We start from the raw sequence: 17134 nt of genomic DNA, 5'->3' as shown, positions 1-17134 counted from the left end.
GGGGGTGCTCAGGGCTGGCTGCGCTGGGTGCGCAGGTGCTCCGCGACCGGGACGAGCGAGCTGCGCAGGCACGCCAGGTCGGAGGCCGAGAGCAGGTCGATGAAGTGTCTGCGGACGGAGTCGACGTGGTGCGGTGCGACCTTGACCATGGTGTCCCAGCCGTGCTCGGTGAGGACGGCGTACAGCCCGCGCCGGTCGGATTCGCAGTGCTCGCGGCGGACCAGCCCGGCGGTCTCCATCCGGGTGATTTGGTGGGAGAGCCGGCTCTTGGACTGCAGGGTGGCCGCGGCGAGGTCGCTCATCCGCATTCTGCGCTCCGGCGATTCGGACAGATTGACCAGGATCTCGTAGTCGTTCATGGTCAGTCCGAACGGCTGGAGATCGCGTTCGAGCTGGTAGGTGAGTAGCCGGTTGACGTCCAGGTGGGTACGCCAGGCGCGCTGTTCCTCGTCGCTGAGCCAGCGTGTGCCGTTCTCGGTCTCCATAGGATGTATTCTACCTAGAGAAGTTGAATTTCGAACCAATGGATGTGTCGGGCTAGAGGTCACCCGTTCGACGTTACACTCCGCACCTTGTCGCTCACGAACCGGTACCCCCGGTGGCTCCGGTGGCTTGCTCGGCCATGAGCGTTTCGGTCGACTGCAGCAGTACGGTTCCAGCCCCCACGAACTCGAACTGATGCTCCTCGCCCGAGGTTCCCCCTATCCCGGTGTGCGCCCGAACGCCCCCCAGGAACCCGCGCAGATAGTGGTGATCGTAGTGGTGGCAGGGCGACGGGCAGTCCGCCCAGCCGACCAGAGCCTGCGGATCCACCCGGATCGGTGGTTCCGCGAACACCACCGGACCGTTTGACGCCGCCACGAACGTCCCGGTTCCGATCAGCGTGAGGAATCCCGGCACGATCGACTGTTTCAGCGACAGCGAGGGCTCGAAGGCCAGCAGGTTCCCCGACCGGATCGTCAGGTTCCCCTCGTCCAGGTCATAGGAGTTCACGTCGAAGGCCCGGTCCGCGAGCACCATCTTGCCCCGGCCCTCCGCCACCACCCAGTCCGCCGCGTGCAGCGGCGAGTGGAAGCTGCCCGCGATCAGCCGGTCCAGCCGGCCCAGCCCCACGCCCTGGAAGTCGATCCGCCCGTAGTAGGCGATCATCTTCCCCTTCTGGAGGAACCACTGACCGTCCAGGTCCACACAGAAGGCGTACGGGTTGACGTTGTCGTTGACGGGCAGCGAGTGCGCGTCGTGGATGACGGGCCCGTGGACACCCGGTCCGCCGGCGGGCCCCTGGGCCGCGGGTCCGGTCACAGCTTCTCCTCCGATGCCTGGACGTACACCGTGCCGGTGCCCGACAGCTCCAGCTGGAACGCCTCACCCGAGCCCCGGCCCACCATGTCCCGCCAGCCGAGCGCGGTGGAGAGCCTGTTCCGCACCTCGCCCCGGTGCGCCACGTACGCCTGGGGGTCGACATGGACCGGACGGCCGGGCGCGATCGGCAGTTCGATCACCCCGCCGTGCGCCATCACCGCCGCCGACCCGTGCCCCTCGAGCGTCGTGGTGAACAGGCCCTGCCCGGTCACCTGACCGCGCACCATGCCCATCACCCCGCCCTGCGAGCCGAGGAACATGGTGCCCTGCCGCAGCGTCCCGTCGAACGCCAGCAGCCGGTCCGCCTCCACGTACAGCGTGTCGCCCCACAGGTCGATCACCTGGACGTGGTGGCCGCCGTGGCCGAACATCACCGTGCCGTCCCCCTCCACGGTCATCAGCGGGGTCGCCTCACCCGCCACCCGCCGCCCGACCATGCCCAGCACGCCGCCCTGACCACCGGTGATGCTCGGGGTGAACCGCACCTCCCCGGTGTACGCGAGCATCGCCCCGCGCTGGCTGAACAGCTTCCGGCCCGGCGCCACCCGGGCCCGCACCATGCGCGAGTTGAGCACCGTGAACGCCATCAGACGCACCCCCGTCCGCGCTCACCGGCAGCCGCCCCGGCCGTCGCCGGGCGGTGCGGCCGGTCCGTCTCCGCCGCGCGCCGGCCACGCCGCCCGGCGACGATCCGCACTCCGCTCACACCTCACCCCCGATCGTGTTCCGCTCGCTGGGCTGCACGTACACCAGGCCGTCGCCCTCGAAGCGGATCTGGAACGCCTCGCCGGACCCCTCGCCTATCAGCGTCCGGAAGTTCACCCCCGACTGGAAGTGCTGCCGGAGGTCCCCGGTGTGCGCGATGTACGCCCCCGGATCCACCTGGAGCGGCGTCTGCGGCGTCACCCGCAGCACCACCGCCGTACCGTCCGAGAGCAGGGCCGCCTGCCCGGTCCCCTCCACCGTGGTGGTGAAGAACCCGTTGCCCTGGGCCGAGCCGCGCAGCCCGGTGAACGTGGTCCCGGTGCGCAGCGCGGCGTCGGTGCACAGCAGGTTGCTCGCCTCGACGTACAGCGTCTCGCCGTGCAGCGAGACCAGGTTGACCTCGCTCGCCCGGTCGGCGAAGTAGCAGGTGCCGTGCCCCTTCACCTCCATGACCGCCATCTGCTCGCCGGTGAGCCGCCGCGTGACCATGCCGCGCAGCCCGTCACCGCCGCCCGTCTTCTTCCTGAAGGTCATCTCGCCGTCGTACGCGACCATCGACCCGTTCTTGGCCTTGACGGAGTCGCCGGTCAGCTCGACGGCGAGCACCTTGCTCCCCTGGAGCCGAAACAGAGCCACGGAAAGACGTTATCCCGCTGGTGGCCCGGCACACCCCGGATCGCGGGACGCCGCGCACCCCGAACCCCCCTCCGACCGTGATCACCGGCGGCCCTGCGACAATGAACCGGAGCTTGTGAAGACAAGCACAAGCAGTCGTGCTCCGGCGCCGCCCCGCGGCGGCCGCGCGACCCGCCCGTCCGTACCCCGAAGCCCACCCGAAGAGGTGCCCCCGCAATGGACTTCAAGACCGCATCCGCGCTCCGCCGGCTCCGGCTGGTCTCCGCGCCCGAGGCCGTCTCGTTCCTGCTGCTGCTGGTCTGCTCGGTGCTCAAGCGCACCACCGACTTCGACGCGGTACCGGTGATGGGCATGGTGCACGGCGTGCTGTTCATCCTCTACGTCGTCTTCTGGGCGGACGCCTGGAACCGCACCAAGTGGAACTGGCAGACCGCGGCGGTCTACTTCGTGCTCTCCGTGCTGCCCACCGGCGGCTTCTTCGCCGAGCGCAAGCTCAAGCGGGAGGCCGAGGCGAGCGTGATCGCGGCCCGCGCCCGCAAGGAAGGGATCGTCAACGCATGATTGTCGCCTTCTCGGTCACCCCGCTGGGCGTCGGCGAGGACGTGGGGGAGTACGTCGCCGAAGCGGTGCGGGTGGTCCGCGAATCCGGACTGCCGAACCGCACCGACGCCATGTTCACCTCCGTCGAGGGCGAGTGGGAGGAGGTCATGGAGGTCGTACGGCGCGCCGTGGCCGCCGTCGAGGAGCGCGCGCCGCGCGTCTCGCTCGTCCTCAAGGCCGACATCCGCCCCGGTGTCACCGACGGCCTGACCTCCAAGGTCGAGACGGTGGAACGGCACCTGGGCGGCTGAGCCGTCCGCCCCGCCGGCCGTCCGGCGGGGCGCCGCCCTCCGTCCGCGCCACCGGAGGTCCGCGTCCGGCCCGGCGGCGGGCCGGCGGCCGGGCGCGGTCAGCCCGCCGCGAGCGTGACGCCCAGCGGGGTGCGTTCGTAGAGCACCTGCCGGCCCTGGCGGCGGGCGGTCAGCAGCCCGGCCCCGCGGAGCACCGACAGGTGTTCCGACACCGATGACGCCGCCAGCCCGTGCCGCTGGGCCAGCGCGGTGGTCGACGCCGGCTCGGTCAGCCCGCTCAGGATGGCGGCCCGGCTCGCCCCCAGCAGGCGGATCAGCGCGTCCGGCGCGCCGGGCGACGAGCGCTGCCACAGCCCCCCGATGCCCCGCACCGGGTAGATGACCGTCGGCTGCCAGGGCGGCGCGAAGCCGCTCACCACGTCCGGCCACACGAAGGCGCTGGGCAGCAGCAGCAGACCCCGCCCGTCCAGCCGCTGGAACGGTGGGACGTTGCCGGTCGTGCGGACCGTGAGCCGGCCGTCCGCCCAGGTCATCGCGGGCCGCAGATCCTCGAAGAGCCGTTCCAGCCCGCCGCCGGCCAACTGCCGCGACCGGAACGCGATGTCCGCCTCCAACAGGTCCCGCAGCCGGGGCCAGTCCGGGGCGACCAGTGCCGTCCAGGCCCGTTCGGTGACGTCGGCCAGCCGCCGGATCGCCCGTTCCGGGTCCGCCAGCATCGCGCGCACCAGCGGCGCCCCCGGCGCGTCCGGGGCGGTGGCCAGGGACCGGGCCAGCTCCACCCGGGCGGCCTGCGGATCGCTGGCCCGCAGCCGCGCCAGCTCGTCCTCGAAGGACGGGCACGGTACCTCCGGCGGCGGGCCGAGGAAGTCCGGGGTGTACCCCGGCGACGGCATCAGCGCCCACAGCTCCGACAGGTCCAGCCCGCGCAGCGCGTCCCGGATCCGGCGCAGCCAGGGCAGGTGGTACCCGTGCCGCTCCGGGCGCCGCAGCATCCGCACCGCCTCGTGCGTCTGGCCCAGCGGGGAGACGGCGAACCGGCAGCGCAGCAGGTCCTTCGGGCCGAAGTACATGTGCAGGGGCAAGGCCACCATCCCGGGCAGCGGTGGATTCGGCTGGGCCCGAAAGGATAGTGGTGCCGCCGGTGGCCCGGCACGCTGCGCCCATGTCCACGCCCGTCGACCCCGCGTCCCCCGCACCCCCCGTCGCCTCCGCCGCCCCGGTCACCGCCGGCACCGGGGCCGGTCCGGCCGCCGGGCCCGCCGCCGAGGCCCGGTCCGGCTACCGCGCCGTGTTCGCGGTGCCGGAGTTCCGGGCCGTCTTCGCCTCGCACCTGACGTCCATGCTCGGCGAGGTGATCAGCCAGATCGCGCTCTCCGTGCTGGTCTACCGGATCAGCGGCTCCCCGCTGCTGAGCGCGCTGACCTTCGCGCTCGGCCTGCTGCCGTACCTGGTCGGCGGCACCCTGCTGGCCGGCATCGCCGACCGCTACCCGGCACGCCGGGTGCTGGTGGTCTGCGACCTGCTCGCCGCCGGCCTCGCGGCCGCGATGGTGGTGCCCGGGATGCCGGTCGCCGCGCTGCTCGCGCTGCGCTGCCTGTCGGCGGCGATCGGCCCGGTCTTCAGCGGCACCCGGGCGGCGACCCTCGGCGACATCCTCGGCGAGGGGGACCTGTTCGTGCTGGGGCGGTCGGTCATCCGGATCGTCTCGCAGAGCGCCCAACTGGCGGGGTTCGCGGTGGGCGGGGTGCTGCTGGTCGCGGTGGCGCCGCGCACGGTGCTGATGATCACGGTGGTCACCTTCCTCGGTTCGGCGCTGGTGCTGCGGTTCGGCACCCGCCGCCGGCCCGCCCGCGCGGCGGCCGCCCCGGGGCGGCCGGGCCGGCTGCTCGGCTCCTCGCTCGCCGGGACCGCGGCGCTCCTCGCGGACCGGCGGATCCGCGCGCTGCTGCTGCTGAGCTGGCTGCCGCCGATGTTCGTGGTGGCGCCCGAGGCGCTGGCGACCCCGTACGCGGACGCCCTGGGGCTCGGCCCGGCCGGGCTGGGGCTGCTGATGGTCGGCATGCCGGTCGGCGCGATCACCAGCGAGGTGCTGGTGGGGTCGCTGCTGAGCCCCAGGGCCCGGGCCCGGCTGACGCTGCCGGTGGCGGTGGCGGCCATGCTGCCCGCCGTGGGGTTCCTCGCGCGGCCCTCGCTGGTTCCGGCGCTGGTCTGCCTGATGCTGGCCGGGGCCGGCATCTCCTACACGCTCGGACTGGACCAGTGGTTCATCGAGGCGGTGCCGGATCACATCCGGGGCAGCGCGATGACGCTGATGACCGCGGGGCTGATGACGACCCAGGGGCTGGGGATGGCACTGGCCGGGGTGGCCGCCGAGTTCTGGCCGGTGCACCGGGTGGTGGCCGGGGCCGGGGTGCTGGGCACGGTGTGCGTGCTGCTGGTGGTCGCCGAGGTGCGGCGCACCGCCCGGGCCGCCGGGTGACATCGCGGGCGGCGGGCCGGGCGGTGCGCGGCCGGTCTCCCGGCCCGCGTCGGACGGACGCGTGGCGGGCCGGGCCCGGGGCGCCCGGTGGCCCCGTCGGATCGGTCCAATTACCGAGACCGGCCCGCTCGTTATATGGCCGCCGGGTAGGGTCGAGACGTGTCCAAACCCCTCAGTCTGCCCTTCGACCCCATCGCCCGTGCCGACGAGCTCTGGAAGCAGCGGTGGGGCGCAGCACCGTCCATGGCGGCGATCACCTCGATCATGCGGGCCCACCAGATCCTGCTGAGCCAGGTCGACGCGGTGGTCAAGCCGTACGGACTGACCTTCGCGCGCTACGAGGCGCTGGTCCTGCTCACCTTCGCCAAGGCGGGTGAGCTGCCGATGTCCAAGATCGGTGAGCGGCTGATGGTGCACCCCACCTCGGTCACCAACACCGTGGACCGGCTGGTCAGATCCGGCCTGGTCGACAAGCGCCCGAACCCCAACGACGGGCGGGGCACGCTCGCCTCGATCACCGCCGCGGGCCGGGAGGTCGTCGAGGCGGCGACCCGTGACCTGATGGCGATGGACTTCGGCCTCGGGGCGTACGACGACGAGCAGTGCCGGGCGCTCTTCGCCATGCTGCGGCCGCTGCGGATCGCCGCGGAGGACTTCCACGGGGAGGACGCCGGCGCGATGTCCGGGGCGTGGGACGAGGCGGAGGGCCGGGCCGGGGTCCCCTCCTGACCCGGCGCGCCTCCCCGCGGGGTGACGTTCCGCCGCCGCCCGGTGACCGGCCGGAGGCGGAAGCGGGCCGGCGGGTCCGGTCGCACCCGCGCGAAGATCCCCCAAACCGGACGGTTACCCTCGACGTCATGAAGAAGAGCGTGCTGACCCGCTACCGGGTGATGGCCTACGTCACCGCCGTCATGCTGCTGGTGCTGTGCGCCTGCATGGTGTTCAAGTACGGCTTCGACACCGGTGAGAACGCCACGCTGGTGGTGTCGCAGGTGCACGGTGTGCTCTACATCATCTATCTGGTCTTCGCCTTCGACCTGGGCTCCAAGGCGAAGTGGCCGTTCTCCCGGCTGCTGTGGGTGCTGGTCTCCGGCACCATCCCGACCGCGGCCTTCTTCGTGGAGCGCAAGGTCGCCCGGGACGTCGAGCCGTTGATCACCGACGCCGCCCCGGTCGCCGTCAAGGTCTGATTCCGGCCGCCGTACTCACTCGTACGGCGGTCAGCCATCGACATTTACTAGGACGTCCTAGTAAATTCGTGGGTATGGACGCTGACGCCATAGAGGAGGGCCGCCGTCGCTGGCAGGCCCGGTACGACTCCGCCCGCAAGCGCGACGCCGACTTCACCACGCTCTCCGGCGACCCCGTGGAGCCGGTCTACGGTCCCGCCCCCGGCGACACCGTGCGGGGCTTCGAGCGGATCGGGTGGCCCGGCGAGTTCCCCTTCACCCGGGGCCTGCACCCCACCGGCTACCGGGGCCGCACCTGGACCATCCGCCAGTTCGCCGGCTTCGGCAACGCCGAGCAGACCAACGAGCGGTACAAGATGATCCTGGCCGCCGGTGGCGGCGGCCTCTCGGTCGCCTTCGACATGCCGACCCTGATGGGCCGCGACTCCGACGACCCCCGCTCGCTCGGCGAGGTGGGCCACTGCGGTGTCGCCATCGACTCCGCCGCCGACATGGAGGTCCTGTTCAAGGACATCCCGCTCGGCGACGTCACCACCTCCATGACCATCTCCGGGCCCGCGGTGCCCGTCTTCTGCATGTACCTGGTCGCCGCCGAGCGGCAGGGCGTGGACCCGGCGGTGCTCAACGGCACCCTGCAGACCGACATCTTCAAGGAGTACATCGCGCAGAAGGAGTGGCTCTTCCAGCCCGAGCCGCACCTGCGCCTCATCGGCGACCTGATGGAGCACTGCGCGCGCGGCATCCCCGCGTACAAGCCGCTCTCGGTCTCCGGCTACCACATCCGCGAGGCGGGCGCGACGGCCGCACAGGAGCTGGCGTACACCCTCGCCGACGGCTTCGGCTACGTCGAGCTCGGCCTCTCCCGCGGCCTGGACGTCGACACGTTCGCGCCCGGCCTGTCCTTCTTCTTCGACGCCCACCTCGACTTCTTCGAGGAGATCGCGAAGTTCCGGGCCGCCCGCCGCATCTGGGCCCGCTGGATGCGCGACGTCTACGGCGCCCGGACCGACAAGGCGCAGTGGCTGCGCTTCCACACCCAGACCGCCGGTGTCTCGCTCACCGCCCAGCAGCCGTACAACAACGTCGTCCGCACCGCGGTCGAGGCGCTGTCCGCGGTGCTCGGCGGGACCAACTCGCTGCACACCAACGCCCTGGACGAGACCCTGGCGCTCCCCAGCGAGCAGGCCGCGGAGATCGCGCTGCGCACCCAGCAGGTGCTGATGGAGGAGACCGGCGTCGCCAACGTCGCCGACCCGCTGGGCGGTTCCTGGTACGTCGAGGCGCTGACCGACCGCATCGAGGCCGACGCGGAGAAGATCTTCGACCAGATCAAGGAGCGCGGCCGCCGCGCCGTGCCGGACGGGCAGCACCCGATCGGCCCGATCACCTCCGGCATCCTGCGCGGCATCGAGGACGGCTGGTTCACCGGCGAGATCGCCGAGTCCGCCTTCCGGTACCAGCAGGCCCTGGAGAAGGACGAGAAGAAGGTCGTCGGCGTCAACTGCCACACCGGCTCGGTCACCGGCGACCTGGAGATCCTCCGGGTCAGCCACGAGGTCGAGCGCGAGCAGGTGCGCGAGCTGGCCGCCCGCAAGGCCGCCCGCGACGACGCCCGGGTCCGCGCCTCGCTGGACGCGATGCTGGCCGCCGCCCGGGACGGCTCGAACATGATCGCCCCGATGCTGGAGGCGGTTCGCGCCGAGGCCACCCTCGGCGAGATCTGCAACGCCCTCCGCGACGAGTGGGGCGTCTACACCGAACCGGCGGGCTTCTGACCCGCCGTCCGCGGCACCGCGGCCCCGGCCGGCCGGTCCTCCGGCCGGCCGGGGCCGCGGTCCTGCGTGTCCGGGCCGCCGCGGTCCGGTGGCGGGGGCCCGCTCGGGGTGCCTGCGGGCACGGTGCTCAGGGCGCCGGCGGCCAGTCGCCCATGGTGGCGGCGGCCAGCCCGTGCAGGAGCACGGTGGTGAAGCCGCGGGTCCACTCCGCGTCCACCGGCTCTCCGCTGACCAGGGCCCGGTGCACCACCGCGCCCGCCACCATGTCGAAGATCATGTCCGTGGTGCGGGTGGCCAGGACCGGGTCGGTGTCCGGCGGGAGGTCCCCGCGGTCCTGGGCCCGGGCCCGGCCGAGCAGGACCAGCCGCTTCTGGCGGTCCACGATCTCGGCGCGGATCCGCCGCCGCAGCCCCTCGTCGCGGGTGGACTCGGCGACCACGGCCATCAGCGCGGCGCGGATCTCGGGCAGCTCCAGCAGTCCGGCGAACTGGAGCACCACCGCCTCGATGTCGGCCTGGAGGTCCCCGAGGTCGGGCAGTTCCAGGTGCTCGTCGAAGACCGCCGCGACGGTGTCCACGACGAGTTCGTTCTTGTTCGCCCAGCGCCGGTAGAGCGTCGTCTTCGCCACCCCGGCGCGGGCCGCGACATCGCCCATGGTCAGCTTCGACCAGCCCGTCTCCACCAGCGCGGCCCGGGTCGCGTCGAGGATGGCGCGGTCGGCCTCGGCGCTGCGCGGTCGGCCGGTGCGGCGGGTGGGCGGGTTCATGCCGGTGACGATACCCGCGAGTAAGGAAGATGGTGCGAGTGAGGCAGATCACCGCCGATACCTCGCACCGGAGCCCCCTGTGCAGTTACGCTACGACGCGTAGCGAAAGAGTGATGACCACTGGCGCCAGGTGGGGACCCGGCGCGATTCTCGCAGCAGCACAGGCAGTCCGTACAGATAAATACACGCAGTACACACCGGGGTGGGCGCATCCCGTACCGCGCTTTTCCGATTGCCGCGCGCAGGGGGGAGGATAGGGCCATGCAGCCACGGAACATGTCCATGAGTGGAGTGGTCGACCTCGCCGCGGTGAAGGCGGCCGGGGAAGCGAAGCAGAAGGCCGAGCGAGCCCGCGCCGAGGCGGCGCGGACCGGCGCGCCCGTGCCCTCCCGCCTGGTGATCGACGTCGACGAGGCGGGTTTTCAGCAGGACGTCCTGCAGCGCTCCACCGAAGTGCCGGTCGTGATCGACTTCTGGGCCGAGTGGTGCGAGCCGTGCAAGCAGCTCGGGCCGATCCTGGAGCGGCTGGCCACCGAGTACGCGGGCAGGTTCGTGCTCGCGAAGATCGACGTCGACGCCAACCAGATGCTCTTCCAGCAGTTCGGCGTGCAGGGCATCCCCGCGGTGTTCGCCGTGGTGGCCGGGCAGCCGATCCCGCTGTTCCAGGGGGCCGCTCCGGAGGCCCAGATCCGCGGGGTGCTGGACCAGCTGATCCTCGCGGCGGAGCAGCAGTTCGGCATCGTCGGCGCCCCGGTCGACCCGGCGGCCGCCGCGGAGGACGTACAGCCCGCCGCCGCCCCCACGCCGTACGACACCGCGCTCGGTGCCGCGCATGACGCGCTGGACGCGGGCGACCTGGCCGGTGCGGTGCAGGCGTACCGGAACGTGCTCGCCGACGACCCGGGCAACACCGAGGCCAAGGTGGGCCTGGCGCACGCCCAGCTGCTCCAGCGGGTGCAGGGCGTCGACGCCCAGGCGGCCCGCAAGGCCGCGGCGGACGCGCCCGCCGATGTGGCGGCGCAGATCACGGTGGCCGACCTGGACCTGGTCGGCGGGCATGTGGAGGACGCCTTCGGGCGGTTGGTGGACACGGTGAAGCGGACGGTCGGCGACGACCGGGAGGCCGCGCGGGTGCACCTGCTGGACCTCTTCGAGGTCGTCGGAGCCGATGACCCCCGGGTGATCGCGGCCCGCGGCGCCCTGGCCCGCGTCCTGTTCTGACCCTCCGGAACCCAAACGGCACGGCGGCCGCGCTTTACCAAAACTTGGTAAACGCGGCCGTTGTTACGTCCGGTAACAATTCATGGGGGACATCGGAGCTGATGATGCCACATGTCCCTTTCTTTCCGGTGGTGTTGCGGCGACCCTGAGTGCCTGCCCTCAATCCCTCCGCAGCACGGCGGTTATCCGGCCGTTACTCGCTGGTAACGAACCCCTTGTGCCTCGGCCGTGAATGGACCACGATCGGCCAAGCTCGGTCCATCAGCGAACAGCCCGGCAGCCGGTCGGCGCTCCAGCCCGCCGTGGGTCCCCACCGAGCAGGTCGGCGGCCTGACGCCGGCCTTGGACAGGGGGGTCTCTGCCATCGGCAGGGCCTGTCCAGGAGGTCCGCGCGTGAGCGTGGCCAGTGGTTGTCGCTCGGGGGTGATCGTCGGTGTCTCGGTGCGCTGTCCGGCCGAGGCGGGGCGCTCTCCTTCCCGAGGACGTAGCACTTCTCCCATCCCAGGTTCGAGGTCAGTGGCCCCGGCCGGAGATGTACGTCCGAGAAGGAGGAAAGTCATGGAGTCCGTGGCTCGTGGCGGGACCAGATGGAAGCGGTTCGCCGTTGTCATGGTGCCGAGCGTCGCTGCTACGGCCGCGATCGGCGTAGCCCTGTCCCAGGGTGCGCTTGCGGCGTCGTTCGCGGTGTCCGGCCAGCAGTTCAAGGTCACCGCTGAGCGGCTCGACGGTAAGGGCTTCGTTCAGTACGGAGCGATGGAGGTCCAGCACAACGGGAAGCACATCCCGGTGGCGGTGTCGGCCTTCAAGAGCGCCACCATCCAGGGCATGTGCCAGTCCGTGGTGATCCCGGTGCCGCTGTTCGGCGATGTGTCGCTGAACCTGAAGGCCGGCCAGAACGGCAAGAAGGTCACGGCGAAGAACCTCTACATCGACCTTGACCAGCTGGACGCCGACGCGGTGTTCCGCGACATCAACATCGGTGTGGCGGCCGAGTCGTCCACCAAGGGCCCCGGCGTCAAGAAGGGCGACCGGATCGTGGAGGGCGGCTTCGCCCAGGAAGCCGATTCGGCGACCCTGACCGACGTCAAGCAGACCGCCTGGGCGACCAGCGCGGGAACGTTCAAGCTCTCTGGCCTCTCGCTGAGCGTCAAGAAGGGCAAGCACGAGTGCTACTGACGCGCTGAGTGAGGGTGGGGGGCCCATTCCGCCCCTCACCCGTACTCGCTCAGAGCCGTCACTACGCAGGAAGACTTCCGATCGAGAAGATCGGCCAGCCCCAGGGAGCTGTTTTCGATGAGTGCCGTGTCGCCGGGGGCGCGAGTGAACCGATTGACCAGTTGGCGTCTGGGCTTCAGAAACTGGCGCTGGCAGCGACCGTTCTGGGCGGGGCTGCTGACGCTCCTGGCCGGGGTGCCGATCGCCTACTTCCCCTACGCCAACCTCACCATGGGTCAGCTGACCCTCCGCATGGCCACCACCACCGGATCGGCGTCCCTGATCATCGGCGTGCTGCTGATGGTGCTGGGCGTGAGCATGTGGTTCCAGCCGGCGGTGCGGGTCTTCGCGGGCGTCGCCGCGATCCTGCTCGGACTCGTCTCACTGGTCGTCTCCAACTTCGGGGGCTTCCTGCTGGGCTTCCTGCTCGCGCTGTTCGGCGGCGGTATGAGCACCGCCTGGGGGCCGGGCGAGGCGCCGAAGGCGAAGCCCGCCGAGAAGGCGGACCCCACGGCGCCGGCCGCCGGGGACGGCGCGGACGACATGGACGGCCTGGACGACATGGACGCCGAGGACGCGCCGGAGCCGGCCGCCGCCGGAGCCGCGGCGGACCAGGACACCACGAATGGGAGGCACCGTGCGGGGCGATGAGAAGCCGGGCGCACGGGAAGCGGAGGCCGATGCCCCGCGCCGTGCGAAGTCGGGACCGCGCCACGCGGCTCCGCGGAAGTCGGTACTCACCCGGCTCCAGGTGCCCGCGGGCAAGGCCATAGCCCTGGCCGCCATGCCGACGGCCGTGCTGATGGGCATGGGGCTCACCCCCCAGCTCGCCAACGCCAACCCCCGGGCCGAGGACCGGTTCAAGGCCGGTCCGTGCGTCAGCCGCTCCGACGAGGTCGCGCAGGACGCCGAGGCCGTCCAGGAGAGCAAGGACGGCAACAAGAGCAAGGACGGCAAGGGCACCGACGACGGCAAGGACGCCCCGTCCCGGGACAGCGGCAAGGACGGCGGCGAGCCGTCCCCCGGTCCCAGCTCCACCCCGGACGCACCGGCCGGGAAGGACACGCCCGAGCCGGCGCCGTCCGGCCGGCCGGACGACGGCGACCAGGCGGACGCCCCGGCCGGCGAGCCGGCCGCCGAGAAGCCCGCGGACCCGGCCCCGGCCCCCGAGGAGACCTACGACCCGTGGGACCCGCTGGGTCTCGGGCAGAAGATCGAGGACCTCTTCACCGGCGGCGGGACGGCCACGCAGCAGCCGGCCCCGGAGCCCACCCCGACGGCCACCGCTGAGCCCACGACCAAGGCTCCCGAGCCGGACGGCACCGCCGAGGAGGCGCCCCCGAAGACCGACGAGACGGCCCGGGACACCACCGACGCGGCCAAGGACGCGGTCGCCGACGCCGAGGACGCCGCCGAGGACACCGAGGACGCCGCCGGGGCCGAGGATTCGGCCGACGAGGCGGACCCCGAGCCCTCCGGCCCGGCCACCCCGGACGCGGACGACCCGGCCGGCTACCCCTGCCCGGAGTTCGACGCCGAGGCGTACGAGAACGCCAAGGGCGAGGCCACCGAGGCGCTGCTGCCCGAGGACCCGTGGATCCTGCAGAGCTCCCGGCTCGACCTGCACGGTCTGGACTACCACGGCATCGTCGAGGTGAAGACCTACAGCGGCAAGGTGAAGAAGGTCCTGAAGTTCACCGCCACCGGCATCGACATCAGGGACCTGCACCAGCTGGTCGTCGGCCCCGGCGGCACCACCTCGCACGTGGAGGCCCGCAAGGGCAGCACCTCCACCATCGACAACGGCACGGTGACGATGTACACCGAGGAACTGAGCGGCAACCTGCTCGGCCTCATCCCGGTGACCTTCAGCCCGAAGAGCCCGCCGCCGCTGACCCTGCCGGAGCTGTTCTTCACCAAGGTGAAGGTCGTCCAGGCGGGCCAGTTCGGGGGCGACCTGACCATACCGGGCATGCACCTGTACAAGACGGGCGGCTGACACCGGCCGCCGCCACGGACCCGTTCGGGAGCCGTACCGCCCCCCGCGCGGGGGCGGTACCGTCGGGCGCCACACCGGTGGGACCGGGGTGGCGCCCGACGGCGTCCCCGCCCCGCGCCTCGCGGGATCCGCACGCCGGACGGCCGCCCCGCCCGGCGGCGCGGAACGGCCGTGGCCCGGCGGTCCCCTCGCGGGGGCGCCGGGCCACGGCCGTCATGCCGTGAGTGGTCGCCGGGCGGGGCTCAGCCCTCGCCGCCCAGGTGGTGCACCCGCACCATGTTGGTGGTGCCGGGGACGCCGGGGGGCGAGCCGGCCGTGATGACCATGGTGTCGCCCTCGGCGTAGCGGTTGAGCTTGAGCAGCTCGGCGTCGACCAGGTCCACCATCGCGTCGGTGTTGTCGACGTAGGGCACCACGAAGGACTCCACGCCCCAGCTCAGGGTGAGCTGGTTGCGGGTGGCCGCGTCCGTGGTGAAGGCCAGGATGGGCTGCGTGGCGCGGTAGCGGGAGAGCCGGCGGGCGGTGTCACCGGACTTGGTGAAGGCGATCAGCGCCTTGCCGCCCAGGAAGTCGGCGATCTCGGCGGCGGCGCGGGCCACCGAACCGCCCTGGGTGCGCGGCTTCTTGCCGGGCACCAGGGGCTGGAGGCCCTTGGAGAGCAGCTCCTGCTCGGCGGCCTGGACGATCTTCGACATCGTCTTGACCGTCTCGATCGGGAACTGGCCCACCGAGGACTCGGCGGAGAGCATCACCGCGTCCGCGCCGTCCAGGATCGCGTTCGCCACGTCGGACGCCTCGGCGCGGGTGGGACGCGAGTTGGTGATCATCGACTCCATCATCTGGGTCGCCACGATCACCGGCTTGGCGTTCCGCCGGCACAGCTCCACCAGGCGCTTCTGCACCATCGGGACCTTCTCCAGCGGGTACTCCACGGCCAGGTCGCCGCGGGCCACCATCACGCCGTCGAAGGCCGCCACGACCTCTTCCATGTTCGCGACCGCCTGCGGCTTCTCCACCTTGGCGATCACCGGCACCCGGCGGCCCACGTCGTCCATGACGCGGTGCACGTCGCGCACGTCGGCCGCGTCCCGGACGAAGGACAGCGCGACCATGTCGCAGCCCAGCTCCAGGGCGAACCGCAGGTCCTCGATGTCCTTCTCGGACAGCGCGGGCACGTTGACCGCCGCGCCGGGGAGGTTGATGCCCTTGTGGTCGGAGATCACCCCGCCCTCGATGACGATGGTGCGCACCTGGGCGCCCTCGACCGCGGTGACCCGCAGTTCCACGTTGCCGTCGTTGATGAGGACCTGGTCGCCCTTGGTGACGTCGCCGGGCAGCCCCTTGTAGGTGGTGCCGCAGATGGTCCGGTCCCCGGGCACGTCCTCGGTGGTGATGGTGAACTCGTCACCGCGCACCAGCTCCACCGGGCCCTCGGCGAAGGTCTCCAGGCGGATCTTGGGCCCCTGCAGGTCGGCGAGCACACCGACCGCGTGCCCGGTCTCCTCGCACGCCTTGCGGAGGCGGTGGTAGCGCTCCGCGTGTTCCGCGTGGGTGCCGTGGCTCATGTTGAAACGGGCCACGTTCATGCCGGCCTCGATCAGCGTCTTCAGCTGCTCGTAGGAGTCGACGGCAGGGCCCAGGGTGCAGACGATTTTGGAACGGCGCATGAGGCAGATCCTATCGGTTTGTTTCGTAGCGGAATTTTTGAGCTGTGCGAAGAACCAATGCCTAGCGGTTGACCAGGGCAAACGTCTGAGTGGCGATCTCCAGCTCCTCGTCGGTGGGCACCACGGCCACGGCCACCCGGCTGCGCTGCGCCGAGATCAGCCGGGCCGAGGAACCCCGGATGGCGTTCCGCACCGCGTCCACCTCGACGCCCAGCGCGTCCAGTCCGCGCAGCGCGGCTTCCCGCACCGCGGCGGAGTTCTCCCCGACACCGGCCGTGAACGCGATGGCGTCCACCCGGCCGAGCACCGCGGTGTACGCGCCCACATACTTGCGCAGCCGGTGGACGTAGATGTCGAAGGCGAGCTGTGCGGCCTCGTCACCCTCGCCCATCCGGCGGCCGATCTCCCGCATGTCGTTGTCCCCGCACAGGCCGACGAGCCCGCTGCGCTTGTTGAGCAGGGTGTCGATCTCGTCGGTGGACATCCCGCCGACCCGCGCCAGGTGGAAGATGGCGGCCGGGTCGATGTCGCCGGAGCGGGTGCCCATCACCAGGCCCTCCAGCGGGGTCAGGCCCATGGAGGTGTCCACGCACACCCCGCCGCGTACGGCGGAGGCGCTGGCGCCGTTCCCCAGGTGCAGCACGATCGTGTTGACCTCGGCCGGGTCCTTGCCCAGCAGCCGGGCGGTGGCCCGGGAGACGTAGGCGTGCGAGGTGCCGTGGAAGCCGTAGCGGCGCACCCCGAAGCGGTCGGCGGTGTCGATGTCGACGGCGTACCGGGCGGCCGCCTCCGGCATGGTCGAGTGGAACGCGGTGTCGAAGACCGCGACCTGCGGCAGGTCCGGACGCAGCCCCCGGGCCACCTTGATGCCGGAGATGTTCGCCGGGTTGTGCAGCGGTGCCAGCGGCACCAGCTTCTCGATCTCGGCGAGCACCGCGTCGTCGATCAGCGTGGGCGCGGCGAACCGGGTGCCGCCGTGCACCACCCGGTGGCCGACCGCGGCCAGCGCCGGGGAGTCCAGTCCCAGGCCCTGCCGGCCCAGCTCCTCGGCGACCTGCTTCAGCGCCGCCTCGTGGTCGGCGACCGGGCCGTCGCCGATGCGCTCCACGATGCCGGAGGCGAGCCGGTCCGCCCCCTCGGGGACCGCCATGTCCAGCAGCTGGTACTTCAGGGAGGAGGAGCCGGAGTTGAGGACGAGGACTCGGGAGCCGTTCACGCGGAGGTGTCCTTCTGGTTCAGGGACGGAGCCGCGGGGCGCGGCCGGGGAC

Annotated in this window: 17 protein-coding genes and 1 pseudogene; 10 read left to right on the top strand and 8 right to left on the bottom strand. The window is 71.8% G+C overall.

Annotated elements, in window-relative coordinates; all coding sequences use genetic code 11:
- Positions 1-8: 8 nt before the first annotated feature.
- The 4 genes from ACH4B3_RS01420 to ACH4B3_RS01405 form a co-directional block, all read right to left on the bottom strand.
- A complete protein-coding gene (locus ACH4B3_RS01420; RefSeq protein ID WP_398460661.1) occupies positions 9-485 on the bottom strand; it encodes a MarR family winged helix-turn-helix transcriptional regulator in 477 nt (158 codons plus the stop codon).
- A 94-nt stretch (positions 486-579) separates the two neighbouring features.
- Positions 580-1302, bottom strand: a complete 723-nt coding sequence (locus ACH4B3_RS01415; RefSeq protein ID WP_398460660.1) for an AIM24 family protein — start codon at positions 1300-1302, stop codon at positions 580-582.
- Positions 1299-1949, bottom strand: coding sequence for an AIM24 family protein (locus ACH4B3_RS01410; RefSeq protein WP_398460659.1), 651 nt, complete (start codon positions 1947-1949; stop codon positions 1299-1301). Before ACH4B3_RS01410 ends, ACH4B3_RS01415 begins: the two co-directional genes overlap by 4 nt.
- 115 nt (positions 1950-2064) lie before the next feature.
- Positions 2065-2697: an AIM24 family protein gene (locus ACH4B3_RS01405; protein ID WP_398461544.1), complete on the bottom strand. Its 633-nt coding sequence runs from the start codon at positions 2695-2697 to the stop codon at positions 2065-2067.
- A gap of 222 nt (positions 2698-2919) precedes the next feature.
- Here ACH4B3_RS01405 and ACH4B3_RS01400 point away from each other — a divergent pair, with 222 nt between their 5' ends.
- Together ACH4B3_RS01400 and ACH4B3_RS01395 are read left to right on the top strand one after the other, a co-directional pair.
- Positions 2920-3264, top strand: a complete 345-nt coding sequence (locus tag ACH4B3_RS01400; RefSeq protein WP_398460658.1) for a DUF3817 domain-containing protein — start codon at positions 2920-2922, stop codon at positions 3262-3264.
- Entirely contained in the window at positions 3261-3554 is a 294-nt protein-coding gene (locus tag ACH4B3_RS01395) for an MTH1187 family thiamine-binding protein (protein ID WP_398460657.1), read from the top strand. The genes ACH4B3_RS01400 and ACH4B3_RS01395 overlap by 4 nt, the downstream gene beginning before the upstream one ends.
- Before the next feature lie 98 nt (positions 3555-3652).
- Here the strand turns inward: ACH4B3_RS01395 and ACH4B3_RS01390 are convergent, their stop codons facing one another.
- Positions 3653-4636: a DUF5937 family protein gene (locus ACH4B3_RS01390; RefSeq protein ID WP_398460656.1), complete on the bottom strand. Its 984-nt coding sequence runs from the start codon at positions 4634-4636 to the stop codon at positions 3653-3655.
- Between the two features lie 80 nt (positions 4637-4716).
- On the opposite strand from ACH4B3_RS01390, the gene ACH4B3_RS01385 reads away from it, so the two are divergent.
- The 4 genes and pseudogenes from ACH4B3_RS01385 to ACH4B3_RS01370 all read left to right on the top strand — a co-directional run bounded on the left by ACH4B3_RS01385 (position 4717) and on the right by ACH4B3_RS01370 (position 8998).
- A complete protein-coding gene (locus ACH4B3_RS01385) occupies positions 4717-6033 on the top strand; it encodes an MFS transporter (protein WP_398460655.1) in 1317 nt (438 codons plus the stop codon).
- 159 nt (positions 6034-6192) lie between these two features.
- Positions 6193-6690, top strand: a pseudogene (locus tag ACH4B3_RS01380) (MarR family winged helix-turn-helix transcriptional regulator); the annotation flags it as partial.
- A gap of 200 nt (positions 6691-6890) precedes the next feature.
- Entirely contained in the window at positions 6891-7223 is a 333-nt protein-coding gene (locus tag ACH4B3_RS01375) for a DUF3817 domain-containing protein (protein ID WP_398460654.1), read from the top strand.
- Positions 7224-7297: 74 nt separating this feature from the next.
- Positions 7298-8998: a methylmalonyl-CoA mutase gene (locus ACH4B3_RS01370; protein ID WP_398460653.1), complete on the top strand. Its 1701-nt coding sequence runs from the start codon at positions 7298-7300 to the stop codon at positions 8996-8998.
- Positions 8999-9125: 127 nt separating this feature from the next.
- Here ACH4B3_RS01370 and ACH4B3_RS01365 read toward each other — a convergent pair whose 3' ends face one another.
- Entirely contained in the window at positions 9126-9764 is a 639-nt protein-coding gene (locus ACH4B3_RS01365; RefSeq protein WP_398460652.1) for a TetR/AcrR family transcriptional regulator, read from the bottom strand.
- A gap of 261 nt (positions 9765-10025) precedes the next feature.
- Here ACH4B3_RS01365 and ACH4B3_RS01360 point away from each other — a divergent pair, with 261 nt between their 5' ends.
- The 4 genes from ACH4B3_RS01360 (at position 10026) to ACH4B3_RS01345 (ending at position 14199) form a co-directional block, all read left to right on the top strand.
- A complete protein-coding gene (locus ACH4B3_RS01360; RefSeq protein WP_398460651.1) occupies positions 10026-10985 on the top strand; it encodes a tetratricopeptide repeat protein in 960 nt (319 codons plus the stop codon).
- A 558-nt stretch (positions 10986-11543) separates the two neighbouring features.
- Positions 11544-12161, top strand: coding sequence for a DUF6230 family protein (locus tag ACH4B3_RS01355; RefSeq protein ID WP_398460650.1), 618 nt, complete (start codon positions 11544-11546; stop codon positions 12159-12161).
- Between the two features lie 117 nt (positions 12162-12278).
- Positions 12279-12851 carry a DUF6114 domain-containing protein gene (locus ACH4B3_RS01350; RefSeq protein WP_398460649.1) on the top strand — a complete coding sequence of 191 codons (573 nt, stop codon included), beginning with the start codon at positions 12279-12281 and terminating at the stop codon, positions 12849-12851.
- Positions 12826-14199 carry a hydrogenase expression protein HypF gene (locus ACH4B3_RS01345; RefSeq protein WP_398460648.1) on the top strand — a complete coding sequence of 458 codons (1374 nt, stop codon included), beginning with the start codon at positions 12826-12828 and terminating at the stop codon, positions 14197-14199. The genes ACH4B3_RS01350 and ACH4B3_RS01345 overlap by 26 nt, the downstream gene beginning before the upstream one ends.
- A gap of 242 nt (positions 14200-14441) precedes the next feature.
- On the opposite strand, the gene pyk is transcribed toward ACH4B3_RS01345, so the two are convergent.
- Together pyk and ACH4B3_RS01335 are read right to left on the bottom strand one after the other, a co-directional pair.
- Positions 14442-15866 (bottom strand): pyruvate kinase, encoded by a 1425-nt coding sequence (gene pyk, locus ACH4B3_RS01340; protein ID WP_398460647.1) that lies wholly within the window; start codon positions 15864-15866, stop codon positions 14442-14444.
- A gap of 61 nt (positions 15867-15927) precedes the next feature.
- The gene (locus ACH4B3_RS01335; RefSeq protein ID WP_398460646.1) at positions 15928-17082 is read right to left on the bottom strand and encodes an acetate kinase; all 1155 of its coding nucleotides are present in this window, start codon (positions 17080-17082) and stop codon (positions 15928-15930) included.
- Positions 17083-17134 lie beyond the last annotated feature (52 nt).

The sequence above is a fragment of the Streptomyces sp. NPDC018031 genome (assembly GCF_044327625.1).
In the GTDB taxonomy this organism is placed as follows: domain Bacteria; phylum Actinomycetota; class Actinomycetes; order Streptomycetales; family Streptomycetaceae; genus Streptomyces.
This window is presented reverse-complemented; position numbering and strand designations above follow the sequence as displayed.